Here is a 20,136-nt window from a genome sequence, read left to right as displayed (position 1 = left end):
ATCCCCACCTCCTCGTTCGTTCCCGGGGACCATCGGCCGTACCGCCCCAGCTGTTGCAGTGGTGTCCGCCACACCTCTAGCCGATCGTGCCGCATGGGGTTGGATCTTGCCGATTTTCGGTGCTGACCTGGGGGTTAGGGCGGGTTGTCCAGGTGCGGCGGGAGCGGCCCGATATACTTTTGGCGCGCCCGTCGCCGGGTGCGTGCCGGTATAGCTCAGTTGGTAGAGCATCTGTCTTGTAAACAGAAGGTCAGGGGTTCGAACCCCCTTGCCGGCTCCGTCTCGATCATGGGCCCGTAATAACCGCGTCCGCTGGCACTCGAAACACGTTTCGGCCACCGAGGTCGGTGGCTTCGTGCTCCAGTTCGACCACAGCCACGGTGCCGTTGGCTTCGGTCTTTACCACGCGGCAAGGGATGCGAACCGACGCTGGGTACTTTGACGCTGTCGTGAGGTCGCCGTCGAGTACCGGCAGTTTCTCCACGAGCGTGTTCTCGGCGCCGTCGGCCCCGGAGAACCGGACCTCGACCCAGCCAGGGAACTCGTCGTCCACCACTCGCTCGGCTGTGCCGTTGAGGTATGCCATGACGCGAGAATGCCGTATCCGAAACGACAGAGCAGGCGCGACAAAGCGGCTCGAGCCGGGTTTCTTCGCCCGGACCGAGGCTGCTTGCCGAACGTTCGGTGCGCGGTGGGTTCAGGCAGCGGACCGCGGGACGTCAGCGGCAGGCAAATCGATCGCGGCTCGACCGGCGTCGGTGAGGAGTGCCGGAACGCGCTCGCCGCGGCGGCCTGCGCGCAGCGGGACCACCAAGGCGAACCGGGCGAGGCGGTGGGCGGTGAATTGGTCGCAGCACGGGACGCCGTCGATGTAGAGATCGGGCTCGCAGCTGCAGGTCATTTCGGCGCGGCCTAGGCCGACGGCGGTGAGAGTGGCTCGCTCGCGGTGGTTCAGCGGGAGGATCTGGGCCGACATGACTGCCTCGCTGGTGGGTTCGCTCAGTGCTTCCTCTCACTGTGCGAGATCCATCTGGTGCCAGCCAGAGCCAGTTTCGAGCCTGTTTCGCGGTACCAGATTTCGGTTCAGCCCGGATCCGCCGAGGAGAGGGACTTTTCCAGCAGCCCTAGCAGTCTCGACAACGCGGTCCGTTCCGCGCTGCCCACTTGGCCGAGAAGTTCGTTCTCCCTCGGGAAATGCTCGCGTGCCACGCGGTCGATCAGCGCCCGGCCGGATTCGGTCAGGCGGAGGTGGACGACCCGGCGGTCCTTGCCGTCTCGTTCGCGGACTACCAGGCCTGCCTCCTCCAATTTGTCCGCGCGCAGGGTCACTCCGCTTGGGCTCACCAGTGCGGATTCCGCGATCTCGCCCACGGTGCGGCGGTACGGCGCGCCTGCCCGGCGCAGTGCGGTCAGGACGTCGAACGCCGCCATGCTGATCCCGTGTTTCTCCGTGATCCGGCTCACCGAGGCCCGGTACAGCGCTGAACACCGGTGCAGCCTGCCGAAAACGGCGAACGCGGACACGTCCAATCCGGGGGTTTCGGTCCGCCACTCGTCCAGGATGCGGTCGACCGTGTCCGCGGCAGGCGGGTGCGCACTGTCCAAGGCCGCCGACATCGCTTCGGCGAAATAGGGCGCGAACGCTGCGCTCGGCACCGAGTGAGCCGGCTCGTGCGCGAAGAGGTACCGCTCCATGACTACGCCGAACAGCACGCTGCGGACAAGCGCGATCCGCTCTCGCGCGTCCGGCGCGTCAGCCAGCAGTTCGGCAAGCGGTTGGGTGACTTGTTCGTCAAGGATGGCGCGTAATTGCTCAGCGCTCGCTTCGTGGGTGACCGCCGAGCGGATCAGCGCGGCCCAGGGATGTTCGGCCGGCGTACGGTCCCAGCGTTCGAGGTAGGCGTTGGCCAGCGCGTGTGACAGCCGGGCCGGGCCGTCCGCAGCCGCCGCGACGATGTCGACGGTGATGCCCGTGCTCCCGCCGACGATTTCGCGGAACAGGCCGTCCTTCGAACCGAAGTACGCCATCACCGAGCCCGCCGTCACGCCTGCCTCGGCCGCGACTTCTCGGATCGACGTCCCCTCGTAGCCGCGTGCGGCGAACAGCCGGCGCGCGGCGTCCAGCACAGCGCGCCGGTTGCCTTCCGGATCTTGGGGGCGGCCGCGGCGACCCGCGGTCTCGCCCTGGGGCGGCGGGGCGTCGTCGGCGCTCATGGCGGCCATCTTAATCGGTGGAGTTTGAACATCTGTTCATGATCAAGAGAGAGCTTTCGGATGACGGAAGGAGTGGCTATGTCCCAGGTGGGACTGAATATTGCGGCGAGTTGCGAGGATCTGGCACCAGGGCTGCGCCGAGGAAATCTGCGAATGATCCTTGCGGCGGTAAATCTTTGGTGTAACTATCTTAGAGCTCAACGAACTTGACCGGAGAGGGTCAGCATGAAACCGAGCCCCTTCGATTACGCCGCCCCTGCCACTGTCGCGGAGGCCGTCGCGCTGCTGGCCGACGGAGACCGCGAGGCCAAGGTGCTCGCCGGCGGCCAATCGCTCGTGCCCATGCTGTCGATGCGGCTGGCCAGGCCCGAGGTGCTGGTGGACATCACCCGGATCGGCGGTCTCGCGCGGTGCGTGGTCGGCGCCGAAGGGGAGCTGCGGATCGGTGCCGCGGCCCGGCAGTCGGCGGTCGCGGCCACCCCGGCCGTCCGTCGCGGCTGGCCGTTGCTCGCCGCCGCGATCGACCGCATCGGGCATCCGCAGATCCGTCAGCGCGGAACGGTGTGCGGCAGTCTGGCCCACCACGATCCGGCCGCTGAACTCCCGGCCGTCGCGGTCGCGCTGGCCGCGCGGTTCGTGCTCGCCGGGCCAGCGGGGACCCGCACGGTGCCCGCGGCCGAGTTCTTCGTCGCCACGTTTCAGACCGCGCTCGCCGACGACGAATTGCTCACCGAGGTCGTTTTCCCCGCGCAGCCTCCTGAACGAGGCTGGGCGTTCGAGGAACTGGCGCGGCGGCACGGTGATTTCGCCACCATCGGAGTCGGTGTCCTGCTCGATCGCGCCGCCGATTCTGTCGCCGGAGCACGGGTTGTGTTTTGTGGGGCGGCACCGGTGCCTGTCCGGCTGCTGCCCGCCGAAGCCGCATTGACCGGAACCACGCTCGACGCCGATGACCTGGCAGCGGCCGCGCGTGCCGTCCAAAGCCGGCTGGAACCGGCCGGGGATGTGCACGCGAGCGCCGAGTACCGCCGCGAAGCCGCCGCCCACCTGCTGACCCGCGCCGTCACCATCGCTTGGGAGCGCACTCGATGAACACACCCGGCAATCCGCCACTGCCCGAACCGTCCGCGTGGCACGCCGTCCGCCTGACTGTGAATGGGGAAGCCGTTGCCGCGCAAGTGGAATCCAGGCTGCTGCTTTCCGATTTCCTGCGCGATCGGCTGGGGCTGACCGGTACCCACACCGGCTGTGAACACGGGGTCTGCGGCTCGTGCACTGTCCTCGTGGACGGAGCACCTGTGCGCGCGTGCCTGATGTTCGCCGTGCAGTGCGAAGGCACGGACATCCAGACTGTCGAAAGCCTCGCGCCGGGCGACGCGCCGCTCACCGCCGTGCAGCGCGCCTATCACGAATGCCACGGAATGCAGTGCGGTTACTGCACTTCCGGGCTCCTCATGACCACGACCGCACTCGCGTCGGCCGAACACCGGCCCACCGAAGCCGAGGTCGCCGACGCGCTCAGCGGGCATCTGTGCCGATGCACCGGCTACCGCAACATCCGTCGTGCCGTGGCTCAAGCCCTTGACGCGCAATTCGGAGAGGAATCCGCCTGATGACGGGAAAATCCGGTTGGATCGGCCGCCCGATGGCTCGCGTCGAGGACGATCGGTTGCTGCGCGGGCAAGGCCGATACGTCGACGATCTAGCTCTTCCGCGCTCGTTGGAGGCGGCGTTCCTTCGCAGTCCCGAAGCGCACGCGCGCCTGGTTTCCGTGGACGTGTCGGCGGCACTCGCGGCGCCGGGCGTCACCGCCGTCTGGACCGGAGAAGACTTGGCGGGGCTTGACCCCTTGCTCAACCGCGAGGAATTACGGATCCCGCCGGGTCTCGCGGAGACCGTCGATCCAACGGTGCGATTGACGCCGATGCCGCTGCTCGCCCGCGAGAAGGTGGCCTACGTGGGCCAGCCGGTCGCCGTTGTCTTCGCCGAGAACCGTTACCTGGCAGAGGACGCGCTCGAGTTGATCGACGTGCGGTACGCGTCGTTGCCGGTGGTGGTCGATCCGGAAGAGGCGCTGAAACCCGAGGCACCGCTGATCCACGAAGATCTTCAGGACAACACCGCGGTTGCTGTGACGGCCCGCGTCGGCGATCCGGACGCCGCGTTTCGTGCCGCTCACACGGTGATCAGCGAGGAATTCCACGCGCACCGGTATGTCGCCTCTCCGATCGAGACCCGTGCCGTCGCGGCACAAGTGGACCCGTATCGCGGTGAGCTGACTGTGTGGTCGGGAACCCAGACGCCGCACCGGCTTCGCGATTCGATCGCGCGCACGCTCGGGCTCGAAGCCGAGGACGTGCGGGTGCTCGCTGTCGACGTCGGCGGCGGGTTCGGGCAGAAAGGGATCCTGTACGTCGAAGAGCTGATCGTCCCGCACGCCGCGCGCTGCCTCGGCAGACCGGTACGTTGGCGCGAGGACCGCACTGAGAATCTCACCGCCTCGTCGCACGCCCGCGAGCAGATCCATCGCATCGAACTGGCGTCCGACGCGGACGGACGGCTCCTCGGCGTGCGCGACCGGGTCACGGTCAACTTCGGCGCGTACAACATGACTGGCCTCGTGGTGCCCTACAACTCGCTGTGCCACCTGCTCGGTCCGTATCGCGTGCCGAACGTCGAGATCGACGTGGCTGGAGTGCTCACGAACACGACGTTCTCGACTCCGTATCGCGGTGCGGGGCGGCCTGAAGCGGTGTTCGCGATGGAGCGCGCGATGGACCGGCTCGCCGCCGCTCTCGGCCTTGAGCCTGCGGAGTTGCGCGCGCGGAACTTGGTGCGGCCTGGCGAAATGCCGTACCGGACCGGCTTGGTCGACCGGTCCGGCCAGCCGCAGGTCTACGACTCCGGCGACTTCCCGGAGCTGCTCCGCCGCGCGGTGGCGAAGGTTGACCTGCCCTCGGTCCGAACCCAGCAGGAATCGGGAGCGGTGGAAGGGAAACGCGTCGGCGTCGGGTTCGCGCTCTACATCGAGGCCACCGGACTCGGCCCGTTCGAGACCGCCCGGATCGACCTCGCGCCCAGCGGCCGGGTCAAGCTGGCGATCGGCACTCCGTCGCAGGGCCAGGGCCACCGCACGGCGATGGCGCAGATCGCCGCGGACGCGCTCGGAGTGTCGCCGCGGCAGATCGACGTCGTCGGCGGCGACACCGCGGCCACTTCCTTCGGGGTCGGCACCATCGCCAGCCGCGCGCTGGTCAACGCGGGCAACGCGACCCACCGAGCCGGACTGCTTCTGCGGGAGAAGGCGCTCGCGGCAGCGGCGCGCAGGCTTGAGGTGGCCGCGACCGATCTCGACCTTGCCGACGGGGTGTTCACCGTTCGCGGAGTCCAGACCGGACCGTCGCTGACTCTCGCGGAACTGGTCGCGGGCGCCCCGATGTCTGACGACATCTCCGGTGCCGAGCTGTCCGAAACCGTGCATTTCCGCCCGCCGGGGTTCGCGGTGTCCAGCGGGGCGCACGCGGCGGTCGTCGAGGTCGACGAGCGCACCGGAGAGGTGGCCGTCCGGAAGTACGTCGTCGTGCACGACGCGGGCGTCATCGTGAACCCGCTGATCGCCGAGGGCCAGGTGACCGGCGGGATCGCGCAGGGCATCGCGGGCGCGCTCTACGAGGAGATGATCTACGGGCCGGACGGCCAGCCGCGCACCGCCACGTACCTGGACTACCTCGTCCCGACCTCGTCCGAGATCCCCGATCTCGACCTCGACGAACTGCACACGCCGAGTCCGATGAACGACCTCGGCGTCAAAGGACTCGGCGAGGGCGGCGCGATCGCGCCCCAAGCGGTCCTCGCGAACGCGGTCGAGGACGCCCTGCGCCCGCACGGCGTGGTGGTCCGCCGCGGCCCGCTCTCGCCGAGCCGGGTGCGCGACCTGCTGCGGTCCGCCTGATCCGCACTCACGAAACGGAAAGAACGCGATGCGTCTCGACCACTCTTTCACCGTTCCCGCGACCCCGGCCGCGGCCTGGCAGTTGTTCCTCGACCTCGAACGGGTCGCGCCGTGCCTGCCCGGCGCGGTCTTCGACCGGCTGGACGGGGAGTCGTTCTCCGGACGAGTCGAAGTCAAGGTCGGGGCGGTGCGGATGAGCTATCAGGGCTCGGGCACCGTCAACCGCGACGAGGCCGCTCAGACGATCGTGCTTGACCTCGAAGGCCGCGAAAGCCGTGGCACTGGCGCTGCGTCCGCGACGGTCACTGCCGTGCTGGCTCCTGATCCGGCCGGGACCTTGGTGCGGGTGCGCACCGAACTCGCGCTCACCGGCCGCCCCGCGCAGTTCGGCCGCGGGATCCTCGCCGAGGTGAGCGACCGGATCGTCCAGCAGTTCACCGCCCGGCTCGCGGAAGCCCTGAATGACCCGGGTTTCTCCCCGGCCGAGCCTGAAGCCGTCGATCTCGGGGCCGCAGTGGCGCCGGTGCTGCTGAAGAAGGCTGCGTTGCCCGCCGCGGCACTCGTGGCTGTGGCGATTGTGGTTCGCCTGCTGCGTCGTCGATAGCTGCCGGTGCGGAGAAGGGCCCGGCGGACCCTTCTCCGCACCAGTCAGAAGCCGTCGCAGGAGGCGGTCGCGAAGTTGCCCGACGCCTTAGCCGTCTTGGTTTCCTTGCCGTCCACGGTGACCTTGCAGGTCACCTCTCCGCCCTCGGTGCCGGTGGTCACCGACAGGGAGCCGCCCTTGAGCAGGCCTTTCGTGGAGATGTCTTTCGACCACGGCAGGGCCTTCGGCTGCTCCTGGTTGGTGGACGCGCTGCCGTCGCCGAAGGTGGTGTAGGTGATCGAGGCGTCCTTCGCGGTGCCGGAGACCTCGTAGTGGACCGTCACGGTGCGGTTCGCTTCGTTGTTGACCTCGTTGACCACCTTGGCGGCCGTCGCGAGCCAGATGATGCACAGCACCAGGCCGATCACCGACAGCACGAGACCGGCGATGGAGAGGCCCTTGTTCGTGGCCTTTCCGGACCGGCTCCGGACGAAGCCGAGCGCGGAGAAGATGATCCCGAGGATCACCAGCGGCCACGCGACGAGCCCGATGACGGGGATGAACGAGAAGATCAGGCCGAGCAATCCGAGCACGAACCCGGCGGTGCCGAGGCCGTTCTTCGGCTGGGCGGGCGGGGTCGGATAGGGCGCGGGCGGCTGAGGATAGTCAGGGGCGGACATGCGAGCCTTTCGTGATCGAACGTGCACAAACAGGTCGCACTGATCGCCACGAGTGTTACGCGATGTCCGTAATCAATTCGGGCGCGGTTCCACGTGCACTCGCTCGCCTTGGAGTCCGAAGAGGATCAGCAGTTCGACCGCGCCGCCGTCGGCTGAGCCGAGCCAATGCGGTTCCGTCGTGTCGAACTCCGCTGCCTCGCCGGGCGGGACGGTCAGGTCCTTCGCGCCCACGATCAGGCGGAGGCGGCCGTTGAGGACGTACAGCCATTCGTAACCGCTGTGGGTTTTCAAAGCGGGTTCGGCCGAGCGGCCGGGGATGAGCATTTTGTACGCGTGCACGCCGCCCGGTCGCCGGGTCAGCGGCACATAAGTCATCCCATGCTGGTGGATCGGGCGCAGGTGGACGCGCGGGTCGCCGGCGCGGGGCGCGCCGACCAGGTCGTCGATCGGCACGTCGTAGGCGCGCGAGAGCGGCAGCAGCAGTTCCAGATTGGCCCGGCGCTGGCCGTTTTCCAGGCGGGACAGGGTGCTTTCCGAGATGCCGGTCTCCGCTGACAGGTCGGCAAGGGTGATGCCGCGCCGGTTGCGCAGGGTTCGCAACCGGGGGCCGACCGCGTCCAGGACTTCGTCGATCTCACGCATGGTGCCTAGTCTTACTCGGGAGTGGCGGTGCCGGTTAGAACCGGCACCGCCACTCCCGAGCCCGCGTCAGCTGACCAGTTCGGGAGCCGGTTTCGCGGCACGCCGCGCGGGGGCGGTTTCCGGGAGGATCAGCAGGCAGACCAGGCTCAGCACGAGCAGCGCGGCCAGGTAGTAGCCGACCGCGAGGGCGTCGCCGGTCGCGGCCACGATCCGGTTGGCGATCATCGGGGAAAGGCCGCCGCCCAGCACCGCGCCGACGTGGTAGCCCACGCCGAGGCCGGACTGTCGCTGCTCGCGCGGGAACAGTTCGGCGAACCAGGTGTACATCGGTCCAAAGAGGATTCCGGTGGCGGTGAAACCCAAGAGCAACGCGACGAATACCGAGCTGATGGTGCCCGCCGACGCGATCGGGAACATCACGAGCGCGGCGATGATCGACAGGACCGAGCCGGTCAGCATCACCGGTTTGCGGCCGATCCGGTCGGACAGCCAGGCGGCTCCGACGTTCGCCGCGGCGTGGCACAGCAGGGTGATCGTCGAAATGGTGACGATCGGGGCGCGCGGGAGGCCGAGGCCTTCCGGGGCGGCGGCGGTCGCGTACGAAAGCATGAACGTGACCAGCGCGAACGTGCAGGCGGTGAGTCCGAGGTTCGCCCCGGCGATCAGCAGCAGCCGTCGCCAATTCGAGCGGAGTACGTCGGCGAGCGGCTTTTTCGCGCGTGTTTCCGCGGCGGCCATTTTCTCGAATTCCGGGCTTTCCGAAACGCCGCGGCGGACCCAGATGCCGATCGCCAGCACGATGCCGCCGGCGAGGAACGGGAGACGCCAGCCCCAGCTCATGATGTCGTCGTTGGGCAGCAGGAGAACCAGTGCGAAAGCCAGGTTCGCCAGCACGACCCCGATCGGTGAGCCTAGTGCGACGAAGGAACCGTAGAGGCCGCGCCGTTTTTCCGGGGCGTGTTCAACGGCGAAGACGGCCGCGCCGGCGCTTTCCCCGCCGCGGGCGGCACCGTGCAGCAGGCGCAGTCCGACGAGCAGCAGCGGCGCGGCGATGCCGATCACCGCGTACGGCGGGAGCACGCCCATGCCCAGCGTCGCGAAACCCATCAGCAGAAACGCGGCGTACAGCGCGGTGCGGCGGCCTCGGCGGTCGCCGAGCCAGCCGAAAAGCGCCGCGCCGAGCGGGGCCATCACGAAACCGATGGCGAAGGTCGCGAGGCTCATGAAGGTGCCGAACCAGGCGTTGCCGGTTTTGAAGAACACCGATCCGAACACCAGCGCCGCCGCGGTGCCGTAGATCGAGAAATCGTACATTTCCAGGGAAGTGCCGACGCCGGCGGCGAATCCGAGCCGCAGCACGCCGGGAGAGTGCGCTTCGTCGCGCTTGGCCATGGCAGGCCTTTCGTCGTCTCGCGCGGAATGCGCGGAGTGTCCGGTGGTGGGGAAACGGTGGACACAGCTTAGGGAAAGCGTGACGAAGGAGGCAAAGTCCGATTTGCGGCGGATTGATAAATAAAATCGATCAATTAATAGACGCGACAGCCGGAATCCCGGGGATTCCGGCCGCCGGTGGCTCAGTACAGTTCGATCACCAGTTTTTCGGAGCGGGCCCGCGACACGCACAACGCCATCTGGTCGCCGGAAGCCTTGTCGCTGGCCGAAAGACACTGGTCGCGGTGTTCCGGCGTGCCTTCCAGCACCCCGGAGACGCACGAACCGCAGATGCCTTCCTCGCACGATTTGAACACCTCGATCCCGTTGTCGGTCAGCACCGACAGGATCGACCGGTCGGCCGGGATCTCGAACACCTCGCCGGTGTCGAGTTCGACGGTGAACGGCTGGTCGCCGCTCGTGTCGACCTCGGCCGCGGTGAAATGTTCGACGTGCACCCGCGTTTCGCCGACCACCGGCGCGAACACGCCGGTGACCTGCTCCATGAACCCTTCCGGACCGCAGGTGTAGACGTGCCCGCAGGAGCCGAGTCCAGCCGCCACTTCCGTGAGCACAGCGGGCTGCTCGTCGCGCGGTACGCCGAAATACAGCAGCACTCGATCCCGGAATTCCGCTCGTTCTTCAAGCAGGGAAACAAAAGCCGCTGACTCCCGGCTGCGCGCGAAGTAGTGCAGTTCGAATTCCGCACCGTCCGCGTGCAGCTGATAAGCCAGGCTCAGCAACGGAGTAATGCCGATGCCGCCCGCGATCAGCACGTGCCGCTCGGCGTCCGGAGCCAGCGAAAGCAGGTTCCGGGACTCGCCGATCTCGAGCTTGTCGTTCTCCGCGACCGCGTGTAGCGCCTCGGAACCGCCCCGCGAATCCGGCTCCCGTTTCACCGCGATCAGCAGCGACGACGTGTCGTCCGGCCGCCCGCACAGCGAATACTGGCGCAGGATCCCGGTCGGGCCGGTGACGTCGACGTGCGCACCGGCGGGATGCGGGTCGAACGGCAGGCCGTCGGCGCGCACGAGGCGAAGCGCCCGGATTCCGGGCGCTTCCTCGACGACCTCGGCCACGCGGACCACGGTGTTCGGCATCGGCTCTCCGTTTCAAGCGGTTCAGCGCAGGTAAAGGCCGCCGTTGGCGTCCCAGCAGGCCCCGGTGACCGAGGCCGCGCCGGGCGAGGCGAGCAGCGACACCATCCGAGCGATGAACGCCGGGTCGCCGAGCCGTCCGACGGGGATGTTCTTCGTGAAGGCCTCGAGGTTGTCCTCGCCGACGATCGAATGCACCATCGGGCTGTCCAACGGGCCGGGGGACACGGAGTTCACGGTGACCCCGCGCGAGGCGAGTTCGCGCGCGAACACCTTGGTCGCGGACATGATCGCGCCCTTGGACGACGCGTAGTGCCCGCCGGTCGCGGTGCCGCCGTTCTGGCCTGCCAGCGACGCCATGTTCACGATCCGCCCGTAGCCCTGCTCGGCGAAGTACGCGCCGAAGATCTGGCAGGCGGTGAACGTGCCGGTGAAGTTGACCGCGAGGACCGCGTCGAGGTCTTCCGGGGTGATCTCCATCAGCGGGGCGGCCTGAGTGCGGGCCGCGTTGTTGACCAGCACCTGCACACTGCCGAAATCGCGGACGACGTCGTCCTTCAGTTGCGCGAGCGCCGCCCGGTCCCGTACGTCGACCGCGTAGCCGCGGCAGTTGCCAAGGGCGGCGGCAAGCTTTTCGGCCGCTTCTCCGTTGACGTCCACGATCGCGACGCGGTAACCCTCGGCGTGCAGCTGCCGGACGATCGCTTCGCCGAGCCCGTTCGCACCACCGGTGACTACCGCGACGTGCGGCTCCTCCGGCGCGCTCACAGCAGGAATCCCGCGGCCGGAACGGCTTCGTCGCTGTTGACCAGCCGGACGACCTTCAACGCGATCCGGTCGCCTTCGGGGCCTTCCGGAGAAAACCGGATGCGGTGCACCAGATCCGCAGCCCACAGGTCGTGGTTGCCTCGCTTGTAGGCGACCAGGATCTGTGCCGAACGCAGTACGACCTCTTCGTCGGAGACGGATTCCGGCACGAAGCGCGACACCGTTCGCACGGTGCGGGCGGAATCGACAGCGGCGAGTGCGTAGCCCTCGGTCATCCGCGCGACGCGCATCTGCCGCATTCGCGCGTCGTCGTAGACCATGTTCAGCGAGCCGGCGAAATCGTCGGTTTCCCGGTCGATCGGGATGACGTAAATGCCGTCTTCGGAGAACAGCTTCTCCCACTCGTGGTATTCCGTGCGGTCGAGCAGTTCCGCCTCGCGGTTGACCAGCTCGACGGCGCGCGCGACGCGAGGGTCCGTGACGGGGATGGTTTCAGTCATCGCCCATCATCTCCTTCCACTGGGCGTACGCGGCGCGCATGCCGGTTTCGTCGGTGACGTGCGAGGTCGGCCAGCCTTCGGGGCTCGCCTTCTCCCGCGCGAGTCCGCGGTTGACCAGGATCGGCAGGTCCGGGCCGCCGTGCGCCCCGCGCTGCACGCGGTCCCAGCCCTCGGCGTCGTCGGGTGTGCCGAAGCCGAACGGGCCCTGGAAGTGTTCGTGGATGCGCAGCCGTTCGCGGTTGACCACGTCCAGTTCCGGCGGTCCGTCGGGACCGATCGCGACGTGTTCGATCAGCGTCTCGTTGACCGAAATCGGCCGCAGCACGCGGAAAAACGCCGCGGACATCGAAACGTTCGGGAACAGGTTGAGGTTGAACCCGGTGCCGTGCATGGCCCGGACCACCTTGCGCACCTGCGCCTCGTCCAGCGTCTTCGACAGCTCGGCCACGACGTGGTCGAACCGGCCCTGGAGCGGTTCGGTGCCGTCGTCGACGTCCAGATCGGAGTGTTCCGGCACCATCTGCATGACGCTGTGGCCGTTGCCGAGCGAATGCGTGATCGCCGACGGATCGGTCATGAACGACATCATGTCGGCGGTTTCCGCGTCCACCGAAGCCATCCACGACCGGTGCACGATCGGGAAGTGATAGCCGTCGGTGGTGTTCTCCAGCTGGATTTTCCAGTTGCCGCGGAACTTGAACTGGTGTTTGCCCAGCACCTTGATCGGGTAGCCGCCGCCCTGCTTCATGAAGCGGTCGATCCACAGTTTCGCGTCGCCGAGGAAGTCCTCAAGGGACTCGCTCTCTTCGGCGAAGGTCGCGAAAACCATGCCGCCGTAGGACTCGGTGCGCAGTTTCTTCAGCGACAGCTCGCCCTTTTCCAGCACGCCTTCGTAGCCGTCAGGATAAGGGATGCCGCGAAGCTTGCCGTCGAGGCCGTAGCTCCAGGCGTGGTACGGGCAGGTGAAGCCGTTGGCCTTGCCGCTCGGCTTCTCGCACAGGCTCGCGCCGCGGTGACGGCAGCGGTTGAGCATCGTGTGCAGGGTGCCCTTGCGGTCCCGCGTCACGATGACCGGCTGGCGGCCGACGTAAGTGGATTTGAAGTTCCCGGGCTGCGCCAATTCGCTTTCGTGCGCGACCCACACCCACGAACGCTCGAAGATCTGCGTCATCTCGCGCTCGAAGATTTCGGGGTCGGTGTAAAGCCGGGCGGCGACCCGGGGGCTCTCAGCGAAATCGGCGGGAACTTTCGCGTTCTCAGTCATGAGTTCTCCGATTTCACTCAGGCAGGTCGACGTCTTCGCGGACGGTCAGCGGACGGCCGATCCGGGCTTCGATCTTGGCGAAGCGCCACAGTTTGACGCCATTGCTGCCGACCTCCGTCGTGCGCAGCAGGTTGCACCCGGCCTTGACGGTTTCCTGGCTGTCGGCGTCGGCGAGGATGTAGCAGGTCCACGGCCAGCCGTCAGACGGGCCGACCATGTGCGCGTCGTCGTCGATGTCGCCGATGAAAGTGATGCCCGGCAACGCTTTCAGCTGGTCCATCATGGACACGAAGGACTGCCAGACGTCGCCGATGGTGATGTCGTCGGCGGGCAGGTCGAAGAAGTTCTGGTTGATGCCGATGCAGAAAAGCACCCGCAGGGGCTGCGTGCTCACAGTCGGAGACTCCTCGTCGTGGTGGTGGCTGGTCAGCGGAATCCGGGGCTGGTCGGCGGCTGTCCCATGAGAACCGCGCCGGCGGCGTCGTGGATGGCCGGGCCCAGGAACGCATGCTGCTTGGGTACCAGTGCGTCGCCTTGAAGTCCACGCAGCGGGTGCGTCGAGTAGATCGGCGCGGTGCCGGAAATCTCGACGAGCTTCGACACGACCTCGGACGCCGTCTTCGCCAAGTGCGCGGACGAAAGCCGCAGCTGGGCGTTCTGCTCGTCGGTGGCCTCGTCGCCGGAGACGACGGTGTCCCAAACCTCGTGGCTGACCTCGTAGAACCAGGCACGGGCGGACCGCAGCGCGGCCTCGGCGTCGGCGTACCCGGTGCGGTAGTAGCCGCGGTCGGCGAGCTTCGGCGCTCCGGTGACGCCGGTGTACCCAGCGCCGACCTCACGGGCGTGGTCGAGCGCGGCACGCGCGACGCCTGCGCCGACGATGGCGAGAACCTGTGCGGCGTAAGCGATTGTGGGGTAGCGATAGAGCGGCTCGTCGACCATGGGCGCGCCGCCGCGGATGAACGTCCACTCGCGCGGGACCTCGACGTCGCGTACGACCAGGTCGAACGACCCGGTGCCGCGCATGCCGACGACGTCCCAGTCCTGGACGATTTCGACCTGCTCGGGCCGCAGCAGCGCGGTGCGCGGTTTCCCGCCGGTCGATTCGTCGCCGGGGATGCCGACGCCGAGGATGTCCGCGCCCATGCAGCCGCTGGCGAACTTCCACCGGCCGTCCACGCGGAAGCCGGTTTCGGTCGCCGGGGCGGGCTGGACCGGGAAAAGACCGCCGGCGAACGCCACGTCCGGACCGTCCTTGTACAGCTCTGCCTGGGTGTCCAGCGGGAGCGCGGCGAGGTAGATCAGCGACGAGCCGAAGCTGGCGACCCAGCCGGTCGAACCGTCCACAGTGGAAATCCGCTCGATCAGGCGGAGGAATTCGGCCGGCGGGAGCGGGTTGCCGCCGAACTTCGCCGGCGTGCTGGCCCGGTAGATGCCGAGCTGCTTGAGCCGGTCAATGAAGTCGCGCGGAACGTAGCGCTGCTGCTGGAACTCGTCCTTGCGCTTGGCGAGCTCGGCGAGCACCTCCTCCATGGTGACTTCGCTCATCGCTGCTCCTCAGAATGCCGGTGCGGTCGCTCCGACGGTACGAACCACGGCGGCGCGCGGGAATTGGTAGTGCCTGAGCGGGCGTAGGGGATTTCTTCAGTGCGAGCCGCCAGCCAGGGGCTTTACGCTGAGCCGATGGAGGCAGACCCGCGCGCGCCCGAGCTGACGACGCACGATTTCGTCGCGATGCTCAACGCCAGCCGCACGTGCGTGCTCGTGCACGACGGCGCGACGAAGAACATCCTGTGGGCCAACCCGGCAGCCTGCGAGATGCTCGAATGGAGCGTCACCGAGCTGCGGCCGCTGAAGGCGAACCACATGAGCAGCTCCGCGCAGCAATACGACCGGGTGATCGGGCGGGCGTGGCTGCAGGAGGCGGTCGACAAGGGGGTCAGCCGGATCGAATGGCACTACCGCACGAAATCCGGCCGGGTGATTCCGACGGACGCGGTCGCCACGCGGGTCGAGCTGGCCCAGGGCCCGGCGGTGATGGTGCAGTTCCGCGACATCGAACGCGAGCAGGAAATCGAGCGTGAGCTGCGGTTGACCACGTCCTGGGTGGACGCGCTGGCCCGGCAGACGTCGGCGGTCGCGCTGATGCTCGACGGCTCGGGCGAGCTGCGGTTCGCCACGGACTCCGCGGTCGCGCTGTTCGGGGCGACGCCCGATGAGCCGCTCGGCCGCCTGACCGACTACGCCGGCCTGCGTCTCGACGACCGTCCGGCCACTTGGGACGAGGTCCGCGAACGCGCGGTGCCAGCCACGCAGGTGCGGCTGGAAATCCAGGGCCGGGTGTGGCTGGAAGGAAGCGTCGAACGGCTTCGCGAGCCTGGTGGAGACGCGTTTCTGTTGCTGCTCTACGACGTGTCCGAGCGCATCCGCGGCGAGGTGCAGCGCGAGCGCGACCTGCACCGGGAGAACTACCTGGCGCGCTACACCGCGATGGGCGACATGGCGATGGCGATCGCGCACGAGCTGAGCCAGCCGCTCGCCGCCGCGGGCAACTTCCTGGCCGGGGTCCGGTCGCGGACGCTCGATGCCGCGCCCGTCGTCTACGGCATCGACAGCGCCGTCCGGCAGATCGAGCGGGCGAGCCAGATCGTGTCGTCCGTGCGCGCTTTCGTCGGGCATCTGGAGCACGTGGAGCAGGTCGCCGACCTCAACGAGATCGTCGAGGAATGCCTGTATTTCGTGCGGTTGCGAGCTGAACCGGCCGCGATCGAGGTGACCTTCGACCGGGCGGGCGAAGCGGTGCCCGTGCACTGCGAACGCGTGCTGACCGGCCAGGTCGTGCTGAACCTGTGCTTCAACGCGATCGAGGAAATGGCCCAGTGCCCGCAGCAGCGGCGCAGCCTGGTGCTCACCACGCGCCGCGACGGCGACACCGGCGTGGTCACCGTGGACGATCGCGGCCGCGGCTTCCCGCGCAATCCGTTCGACGAGTCGTTCACCGCGAAGGAACGCGGCAGCGGCATCGGGCTGGCGCTGAGCCACCGCATCATCACCCGCCAGCACGGGACGATCTGGGCCGAACACCGCGCGGGCGGCGGTTCGCGCTTCGGCTTCGCACTGCCCGCGACCGGCCCGGGTTAGGAATTCTTCAGCTACGCCGGGGAAGTTCTCGATATCCCGGTACCGGTGCGGCTTTGTACGGTCAGCGGAGTCCCGGCCCCAGTCCTAGGAGGCACCGTGTCCGAGCTGACCCGGACCCAGCGCGAATTCCGCACCGCGATGGCCAACCTCTCCGCGGCCGTCAACGTCGTGACCACCGCCGGCCCGCACGGCCTCGCCGGGATGACGGTGAGCGCCGCCTGCTCGGTCACCGACAGCCCGCCGACCGTGCTGGTGTGCGTGAACCGGTCGAGCCGGTCGCACGCGATCCTGGTCGGCAACGGCCAGGTCTGCGTCAACGTCCTCGGCCCCGGCCAGGAGGACCTGGCCATGCACTTCGCAGGCGCGACCAAGGTGCCGACCGCCGAACGCTTCGACCGGGACTGCTGGGACCTCGACAGCGAGGACGCCCCGGTCCTGCGCGGCGCGGCGGCCTCGCTGGTCGGCCGAATCGTCGGCGAACAGGAGCACGGGTCGCATTCGGTGCTGTTCGTCGAGATCGAGAAGGTGCTGACCGCGCCGGACAGCGGTGCTTTGGTGTACTTCCAGCGCCGCTTCCACCGGCTTGCCGCACTCAGCGCCTGATCGAGGAGAACCCGTGGACCGGATGACCCTGACCTGCTACAACGACACGCACGGCTACGGCTGGCGGCACGTCGACCTCTTCGTGCACGACGAGCACGGCCGCGAACTGGACTGGGTGCACTGGCAGGTCCCGGCCGACGGCCCGGACGCCGCCGACGAGGCCACCGCGCGCGTCGAACCGCTGCTGCGGCGGACGTCCGACTGGCGGCACGCGGTCAGCGCGAGCGGCATGGACTACTGGACCGCCGACGCCGCCTGGACCCAGCCGTGACCGGCCCGTGGTCGCTGCGCGCGCTGGTCGCCGACCTGACCGCTGGCCGGACGACACCGGAAGCCGCCGTGGCGGAGGCGCGCTCGAGGATCGCGGCGGCTTCCTTCGCCGCTTGGGTTTCGTCGGCCTACGTGCCTGCTTCGACGGGTCCGTTGGGCGGAGTTCCGTTGGGCGTCAAGGACATCATCGACCTGGCCGGACTGCCGACCCGCTGCGGCTCCGTCCTGCGCGCGGATGTCTCACCGGCCACTGTGGACGCTTCGATCGTCCGGGAATGGCGTCGAGCCGGAGCGGTCCCGATCGGCAAGACGGTCACCACGGAATTCGCTTTCTTCGCGCCCGGTCCCACGGATAATCCCGCGGCGCCCGGCCACACCCCTGGCGGTTCCTCCAGCGGTTCCGCCGCCGCCGTTGCCGCCGGACACGTCCCGCTGGCTTTGGGTTCGCAGACCGCTGGCTCGGTTACGCGACCGGCCGCATTCTGCGGAGTCGCCTCGCTGGTGATGAGCCGGGGCCGGTTCCCGGTCGACGGCGTCACCGGCCTGAGCCCGAGCCTGGACAGCCACGGCATGTTCACCGCGACGGTTTCCGACCTGGCCTTGGCCTGGTCAGCGCTGTCGGGAGAGCCGGAGGCCGCTGCTTCCTCGGCACCGCGATTGCTGGTGTGGTCTCCGACCGGCATGAGCCCAGCGATGGAGACCGCGCTTGGTACTGCGGTTTCCCGGCTGCGCGCCGCCGGTGCCGTGGTCGACGAATTCCCGGATTCTGCTCTGGTCGCTGCTTTGACTGCCGCACACCCCGTGGTGATGGCCTACGAAGCGGCGCGGGAACGCGCTGTTGAGCTGGCTTCCGCGGACCGCCTCAGCGTCCCGCTCGCGCAACTGCTGCGTACTGGCGCGGAGATGCCGCGCGCGGAGTACGAGGCCGCGCTGGACGTCGTCGCTTCCGGTGCTTCGCGGCTCGCTGAGGTCGTTGGCGGTTATGACGCCGTCCTCGCCCCTGCCGCGCTCGGTTCGGCCCCTCCCGGTCTGACCGCGACCGGCGATCCCGTGCTCAGCCGCCCGTGGCAGGCGCTGGGCCTGCCGGTCATCGCCGTCCCAGGCCTGCGCGACAAGGCTGGCTTGCCACTGGGATTGCAGCTAGTCGGCCGTTCGTGGGAGGAGACCGCTCTGCTGGTCACCGGCCGCTGGACGGAGACCGCGCTCAAACGGTGACGCGATGGGTGAGGATGTCGCGGACCAGCGTCCCCAGGCTGTCCGCTGACGTCTTCGCCTTGATCCGCGCCCGATGCACGTCGACGGTTTTGACGCTGGTGCCCAGCCGGTGCGCGATCGCCTGGCTGGGCATGCCGTCGACGACCAGTCGCAGCACCTCGCGCTCGCGCTGAGTCAGCGTATCGAGCCGAGCCCGGACCGCCTGCCGCTCGGCATGCTCCGCGAACCGGCGGCGGGCCTCGATGAGCTGGGTCTGGACCACCTCGACCATGCGCTGGGCCTGGTAAGGCTTCTCCAGGAAATCGACCGCCCCCGCGGTGAGCGCGCGGACCGACATCGGAATGTCGCCGTGCGCGGAACAGAAGATCAGCGGAGCCGGGCAGTCGATTTCCGCGAGCTTTTCCTGCAGCTGAAAACCGCTGATCGCAGGCATCCGCACGTCGACGATCACGACCGCGGGTTCGGCCGGATCGAATTCGTCGAGGAAGGTCTGGGCGTCCGGGTACGTCAATGCCTGCACGCCGACGCTCTCCAGCAGGAACACCAGGGACTGCCGGAGGTCCTCGTCGTCGTCCACCACGTGCACGACCGGGTCGTCGCTCATGGCTTCATCAGCACCGAGGCCGAGGGATAGTCGCTGGCCCAGCCTTCCGGCAGCGGGGCGATGAAGACGTTTTCGGTGCGCGTGCGGGTGATCCGCCAGGTGTCGCCGACGCGGCGGAACGCGTTGTTCAACCGGCTGGACCGCAGGAGCGCTTTCCCGTCGGAAAACAGCCACGGCTGCATGTGGATCCATTGCCCGGTGGCCTCGTCGCCGTCCACGTGAATCTGCTCGGAGGTGAGATAATGGGCGTTCAGGAGAAGTTCGGGATCTTTCTTCTCGCCCCAGAACCGCTGAAAGTGCGCCCGGATAGCCGCGGCGCCTTCGGCCCGCCCGAACTGTCCGTCGTAGTACTCGCCGACGCCCTCCCAGACCGCATCCTCGGTGTAGAGCTCCATGATGAGATCGATGCGCTCGTCGTCGCCGTCGATGCCGAACTCGGGGCAGGGCGTGTCGCAGAGGAACATGTAGCGCGCCTGCACCCGCCGGATCTCCGCCTCGGCCTCAAGCACCTCAACCCGCCGCACCAGCCCCGCGACGGCCTCCTCCAACGCGGCCACCCGCCGGTCCTGGCTGCTGTCGGACAGTGCGGAGTGCTCGAGAGACATCGTTTTCCTCACTAGGGAACTCGTGACGGTTGACGCTTCAGCGCCGGGGCTCGCCTTTCGGTGCGGTTTTCGGCTCGTTGACAGGGTAACCGGACCGCTCCGGGCGCTGGCAGCTTGTGATCAGCCTCTGCCGGGGCCGGAAGGCTTGTCAATCGAAACCGGGAGTTATGCGCGGCGTGTTTTAACCGGGGGGCGAGGGTTATCAATGGGCGGGGTTGGTTGGTGGAGAAGGGGTTGGGCGGGTGGCGTCCTGTTCGGAGTCTTGGGCTGGGGTTGGCGGGGTCGGGAACGGTGTGCTGTTCGTCGTCAAGGTCGGGGACGCCGCTCGTTCCCGGGGCCTCATGGTCGTCGGCGGGCGCAACGGCTGCTGTTCTCCGGGAGCTCTTGGTCGTTGGGGTGGGGACGCCGTCGAGCGTGAAGGCGGCTGTTCTTGCCCCCGGACATTGGCGGGGCCGCCGTTTCCCCAGCTGCCGATTGGTCGTTAGCGAGCGAGATGCTCCCCGCGAGCGCCTGGTCGCCGCCGGGCGTGCCAGGCCGCAGATTATGCAGCTCTCGTGTGGTCCGCGA

At 68.2% G+C, this 20,136-nt stretch carries 22 protein-coding genes and 1 tRNA gene; 9 read left to right on the top strand and 14 right to left on the bottom strand.

Translation table 11 applies throughout. The annotated features are described in order from the left end of the window. Nucleotides 1-204 precede the first annotated feature (204 nt). Nucleotides 205-277: transfer RNA gene (locus tag L3Q65_RS32650), tRNA-Thr, on the top strand. A 9-nt stretch (nucleotides 278-286) separates the two neighbouring features. On the opposite strand, the gene L3Q65_RS32645 is transcribed toward L3Q65_RS32650, so the two are convergent. The 3 genes from L3Q65_RS32645 to L3Q65_RS32635 form a co-directional block, all read right to left on the bottom strand. Then, nucleotides 287-586 (bottom strand): hypothetical protein, encoded by a 300-nt coding sequence (locus L3Q65_RS32645; RefSeq protein WP_182895728.1) that lies wholly within the window; start codon nucleotides 584-586, stop codon nucleotides 287-289. A gap of 111 nt (nucleotides 587-697) precedes the next feature. Next, nucleotides 698-976, bottom strand: coding sequence for a hypothetical protein (locus L3Q65_RS32640; protein ID WP_182895727.1), 279 nt, complete (start codon nucleotides 974-976; stop codon nucleotides 698-700). A gap of 107 nt (nucleotides 977-1,083) precedes the next feature. Further along, nucleotides 1,084-2,214, bottom strand: coding sequence for a TetR family transcriptional regulator (locus tag L3Q65_RS32635; RefSeq protein ID WP_182895726.1), 1,131 nt, complete (start codon nucleotides 2,212-2,214; stop codon nucleotides 1,084-1,086). A gap of 225 nt (nucleotides 2,215-2,439) precedes the next feature. On the opposite strand from L3Q65_RS32635, the gene L3Q65_RS32630 reads away from it, so the two are divergent. From L3Q65_RS32630 to L3Q65_RS32615, 4 genes are read left to right on the top strand one after another with little or no spacing between them, the layout of a single operon-like run. Beyond that, nucleotides 2,440-3,306, top strand: coding sequence for a xanthine dehydrogenase family protein subunit M (locus tag L3Q65_RS32630; RefSeq protein ID WP_237597456.1), 867 nt, complete (start codon nucleotides 2,440-2,442; stop codon nucleotides 3,304-3,306). Beyond that, a complete protein-coding gene (locus tag L3Q65_RS32625) occupies nucleotides 3,303-3,827 on the top strand; it encodes a (2Fe-2S)-binding protein (protein ID WP_237597455.1) in 525 nt (174 codons plus the stop codon). The genes L3Q65_RS32630 and L3Q65_RS32625 overlap by 4 nt, the downstream gene beginning before the upstream one ends. After that, nucleotides 3,827-6,166, top strand: coding sequence for a xanthine dehydrogenase family protein molybdopterin-binding subunit (locus L3Q65_RS32620; RefSeq protein ID WP_182895723.1), 2,340 nt, complete (start codon nucleotides 3,827-3,829; stop codon nucleotides 6,164-6,166). Before L3Q65_RS32625 ends, L3Q65_RS32620 begins: the two co-directional genes overlap by 1 nt. 28 nt (nucleotides 6,167-6,194) lie before the next feature. Then, entirely contained in the window at nucleotides 6,195-6,770 is a 576-nt protein-coding gene (locus L3Q65_RS32615) for an SRPBCC family protein (RefSeq protein WP_237597454.1), read from the top strand. Between the two features lie 44 nt (nucleotides 6,771-6,814). Here L3Q65_RS32615 and L3Q65_RS32610 read toward each other — a convergent pair whose 3' ends face one another. The 9 genes from L3Q65_RS32610 to L3Q65_RS32570 all read right to left on the bottom strand — a co-directional run bounded on the left by L3Q65_RS32610 (nucleotide 6,815) and on the right by L3Q65_RS32570 (nucleotide 14,679). Beyond that, a complete protein-coding gene (locus tag L3Q65_RS32610) occupies nucleotides 6,815-7,429 on the bottom strand; it encodes an MmpS family transport accessory protein (protein ID WP_237597453.1) in 615 nt (204 codons plus the stop codon). 72 nt (nucleotides 7,430-7,501) lie between these two features. Continuing rightward, nucleotides 7,502-8,071 (bottom strand): helix-turn-helix domain-containing protein, encoded by a 570-nt coding sequence (locus L3Q65_RS32605; protein WP_237597452.1) that lies wholly within the window; start codon nucleotides 8,069-8,071, stop codon nucleotides 7,502-7,504. A 66-nt stretch (nucleotides 8,072-8,137) separates the two neighbouring features. Further along, nucleotides 8,138-9,463, bottom strand: coding sequence for an MFS transporter (locus L3Q65_RS32600; protein WP_182896391.1), 1,326 nt, complete (start codon nucleotides 9,461-9,463; stop codon nucleotides 8,138-8,140). Nucleotides 9,464-9,645: 182 nt separating this feature from the next. After that, entirely contained in the window at nucleotides 9,646-10,602 is a 957-nt protein-coding gene (locus L3Q65_RS32595; RefSeq protein ID WP_237597451.1) for a PDR/VanB family oxidoreductase, read from the bottom strand. Nucleotides 10,603-10,623: 21 nt separating this feature from the next. Continuing rightward, nucleotides 10,624-11,367 (bottom strand): SDR family NAD(P)-dependent oxidoreductase, encoded by a 744-nt coding sequence (locus L3Q65_RS32590; RefSeq protein WP_237597450.1) that lies wholly within the window; start codon nucleotides 11,365-11,367, stop codon nucleotides 10,624-10,626. Beyond that, nucleotides 11,364-11,867: an aromatic-ring-hydroxylating dioxygenase subunit beta gene (locus tag L3Q65_RS32585; protein WP_182896394.1), complete on the bottom strand. Its 504-nt coding sequence runs from the start codon at nucleotides 11,865-11,867 to the stop codon at nucleotides 11,364-11,366. Before L3Q65_RS32585 ends, L3Q65_RS32590 begins: the two co-directional genes overlap by 4 nt. After that, nucleotides 11,860-13,131 carry a Rieske 2Fe-2S domain-containing protein gene (locus L3Q65_RS32580; protein WP_237597449.1) on the bottom strand — a complete coding sequence of 424 codons (1,272 nt, stop codon included), beginning with the start codon at nucleotides 13,129-13,131 and terminating at the stop codon, nucleotides 11,860-11,862. The genes L3Q65_RS32585 and L3Q65_RS32580 overlap by 8 nt, the downstream gene beginning before the upstream one ends. Before the next feature lie 13 nt (nucleotides 13,132-13,144). Then, on the bottom strand, nucleotides 13,145-13,525 hold the full coding sequence (locus tag L3Q65_RS32575) for a hypothetical protein (RefSeq protein WP_182896396.1): 381 nt from the start codon (nucleotides 13,523-13,525) through the stop codon (nucleotides 13,145-13,147). Nucleotides 13,526-13,557: 32 nt separating this feature from the next. Beyond that, a complete protein-coding gene (locus L3Q65_RS32570; protein ID WP_237597448.1) occupies nucleotides 13,558-14,679 on the bottom strand; it encodes an acyl-CoA dehydrogenase family protein in 1,122 nt (373 codons plus the stop codon). Nucleotides 14,680-14,814: 135 nt separating this feature from the next. On the opposite strand from L3Q65_RS32570, the gene L3Q65_RS32565 reads away from it, so the two are divergent. The 4 genes from L3Q65_RS32565 (at nucleotide 14,815) to L3Q65_RS32550 (ending at nucleotide 18,360) form a co-directional block, all read left to right on the top strand. Beyond that, nucleotides 14,815-16,272, top strand: a complete 1,458-nt coding sequence (locus tag L3Q65_RS32565) for a PAS domain-containing sensor histidine kinase (protein ID WP_182896398.1) — start codon at nucleotides 14,815-14,817, stop codon at nucleotides 16,270-16,272. Between the two features lie 96 nt (nucleotides 16,273-16,368). Continuing rightward, complete coding sequence (locus tag L3Q65_RS32560) at nucleotides 16,369-16,875, top strand: flavin reductase (RefSeq protein WP_182896399.1); 507 nt, start codon at nucleotides 16,369-16,371, stop codon at nucleotides 16,873-16,875. 22 nt (nucleotides 16,876-16,897) lie between these two features. Then, nucleotides 16,898-17,146: a hypothetical protein gene (locus tag L3Q65_RS32555; protein ID WP_051171481.1), complete on the top strand. Its 249-nt coding sequence runs from the start codon at nucleotides 16,898-16,900 to the stop codon at nucleotides 17,144-17,146. Then, complete coding sequence (locus L3Q65_RS32550; RefSeq protein WP_237597447.1) at nucleotides 17,143-18,360, top strand: amidase; 1,218 nt, start codon at nucleotides 17,143-17,145, stop codon at nucleotides 18,358-18,360. Before L3Q65_RS32555 ends, L3Q65_RS32550 begins: the two co-directional genes overlap by 4 nt. Here L3Q65_RS32550 and L3Q65_RS32545 read toward each other — a convergent pair. Next, nucleotides 18,350-18,964 (bottom strand): response regulator transcription factor, encoded by a 615-nt coding sequence (locus L3Q65_RS32545; protein WP_009084166.1) that lies wholly within the window; start codon nucleotides 18,962-18,964, stop codon nucleotides 18,350-18,352. The genes L3Q65_RS32550 and L3Q65_RS32545 overlap by 11 nt on opposite strands. Then, nucleotides 18,961-19,569: a nuclear transport factor 2 family protein gene (locus L3Q65_RS32540; RefSeq protein ID WP_370648137.1), complete on the bottom strand. Its 609-nt coding sequence runs from the start codon at nucleotides 19,567-19,569 to the stop codon at nucleotides 18,961-18,963. The genes L3Q65_RS32545 and L3Q65_RS32540 overlap by 4 nt, the downstream gene beginning before the upstream one ends. Between the last annotated feature and the right edge of the window lie 567 nt (nucleotides 19,570-20,136).

This window comes from Amycolatopsis sp. FU40 (assembly GCF_021903635.1).
GTDB classification, from domain to species: Bacteria; Actinomycetota; Actinomycetes; order Mycobacteriales; family Pseudonocardiaceae; genus Amycolatopsis; species Amycolatopsis dendrobii.
The sequence above is the reverse complement of the archived record's forward strand: the minus strand, read 5'-3'. Positions and strand labels throughout refer to the sequence as shown.

Bases quoted from the DNA above. Each gene is read 5' to 3' on its own strand.
- L3Q65_RS32625 (WP_237597455.1), top strand. From the start codon at position 3,303: ATGAACACACCCGGCAATCCGCCACTGCCCGAACCGTCCGCGTGGCAC.
- L3Q65_RS32540 (WP_370648137.1), bottom strand. From the start codon at position 19,569: ATGTCTCTCGAGCACTCCGCACTGTCCGACAGCAGCCAGGACCGGCGG.
- L3Q65_RS32580 (WP_237597449.1), bottom strand. From the start codon at position 13,131: ATGACTGAGAACGCGAAAGTTCCCGCCGATTTCGCTGAGAGCCCCCGG.
- L3Q65_RS32605 (WP_237597452.1), bottom strand. From the start codon at position 8,071: ATGCGTGAGATCGACGAAGTCCTGGACGCGGTCGGCCCCCGGTTGCGA.
- L3Q65_RS32640 (WP_182895727.1), bottom strand. From the start codon at position 976: ATGTCGGCCCAGATCCTCCCGCTGAACCACCGCGAGCGAGCCACTCTC.
- L3Q65_RS32635 (WP_182895726.1), bottom strand. From the start codon at position 2,214: ATGAGCGCCGACGACGCCCCGCCGCCCCAGGGCGAGACCGCGGGTCGC.
- L3Q65_RS32620 (WP_182895723.1), top strand. From the start codon at position 3,827: ATGACGGGAAAATCCGGTTGGATCGGCCGCCCGATGGCTCGCGTCGAG.
- L3Q65_RS32610 (WP_237597453.1), bottom strand. From the start codon at position 7,429: ATGTCCGCCCCTGACTATCCTCAGCCGCCCGCGCCCTATCCGACCCCG.
- L3Q65_RS32595 (WP_237597451.1), bottom strand. From the start codon at position 10,602: ATGCCGAACACCGTGGTCCGCGTGGCCGAGGTCGTCGAGGAAGCGCCC.
- L3Q65_RS32615 (WP_237597454.1), top strand. From the start codon at position 6,195: ATGCGTCTCGACCACTCTTTCACCGTTCCCGCGACCCCGGCCGCGGCC.
- L3Q65_RS32545 (WP_009084166.1), bottom strand. From the start codon at position 18,964: ATGAGCGACGACCCGGTCGTGCACGTGGTGGACGACGACGAGGACCTC.
- L3Q65_RS32630 (WP_237597456.1), top strand. From the start codon at position 2,440: ATGAAACCGAGCCCCTTCGATTACGCCGCCCCTGCCACTGTCGCGGAG.
- L3Q65_RS32600 (WP_182896391.1), bottom strand. From the start codon at position 9,463: ATGGCCAAGCGCGACGAAGCGCACTCTCCCGGCGTGCTGCGGCTCGGA.
- L3Q65_RS32555 (WP_051171481.1), top strand. From the start codon at position 16,898: ATGACCCTGACCTGCTACAACGACACGCACGGCTACGGCTGGCGGCAC.
- L3Q65_RS32565 (WP_182896398.1), top strand. From the start codon at position 14,815: ATGGAGGCAGACCCGCGCGCGCCCGAGCTGACGACGCACGATTTCGTC.
- L3Q65_RS32645 (WP_182895728.1), bottom strand. From the start codon at position 586: ATGGCATACCTCAACGGCACAGCCGAGCGAGTGGTGGACGACGAGTTC.
- L3Q65_RS32570 (WP_237597448.1), bottom strand. From the start codon at position 14,679: ATGAGCGAAGTCACCATGGAGGAGGTGCTCGCCGAGCTCGCCAAGCGC.
- L3Q65_RS32585 (WP_182896394.1), bottom strand. From the start codon at position 11,867: ATGACTGAAACCATCCCCGTCACGGACCCTCGCGTCGCGCGCGCCGTC.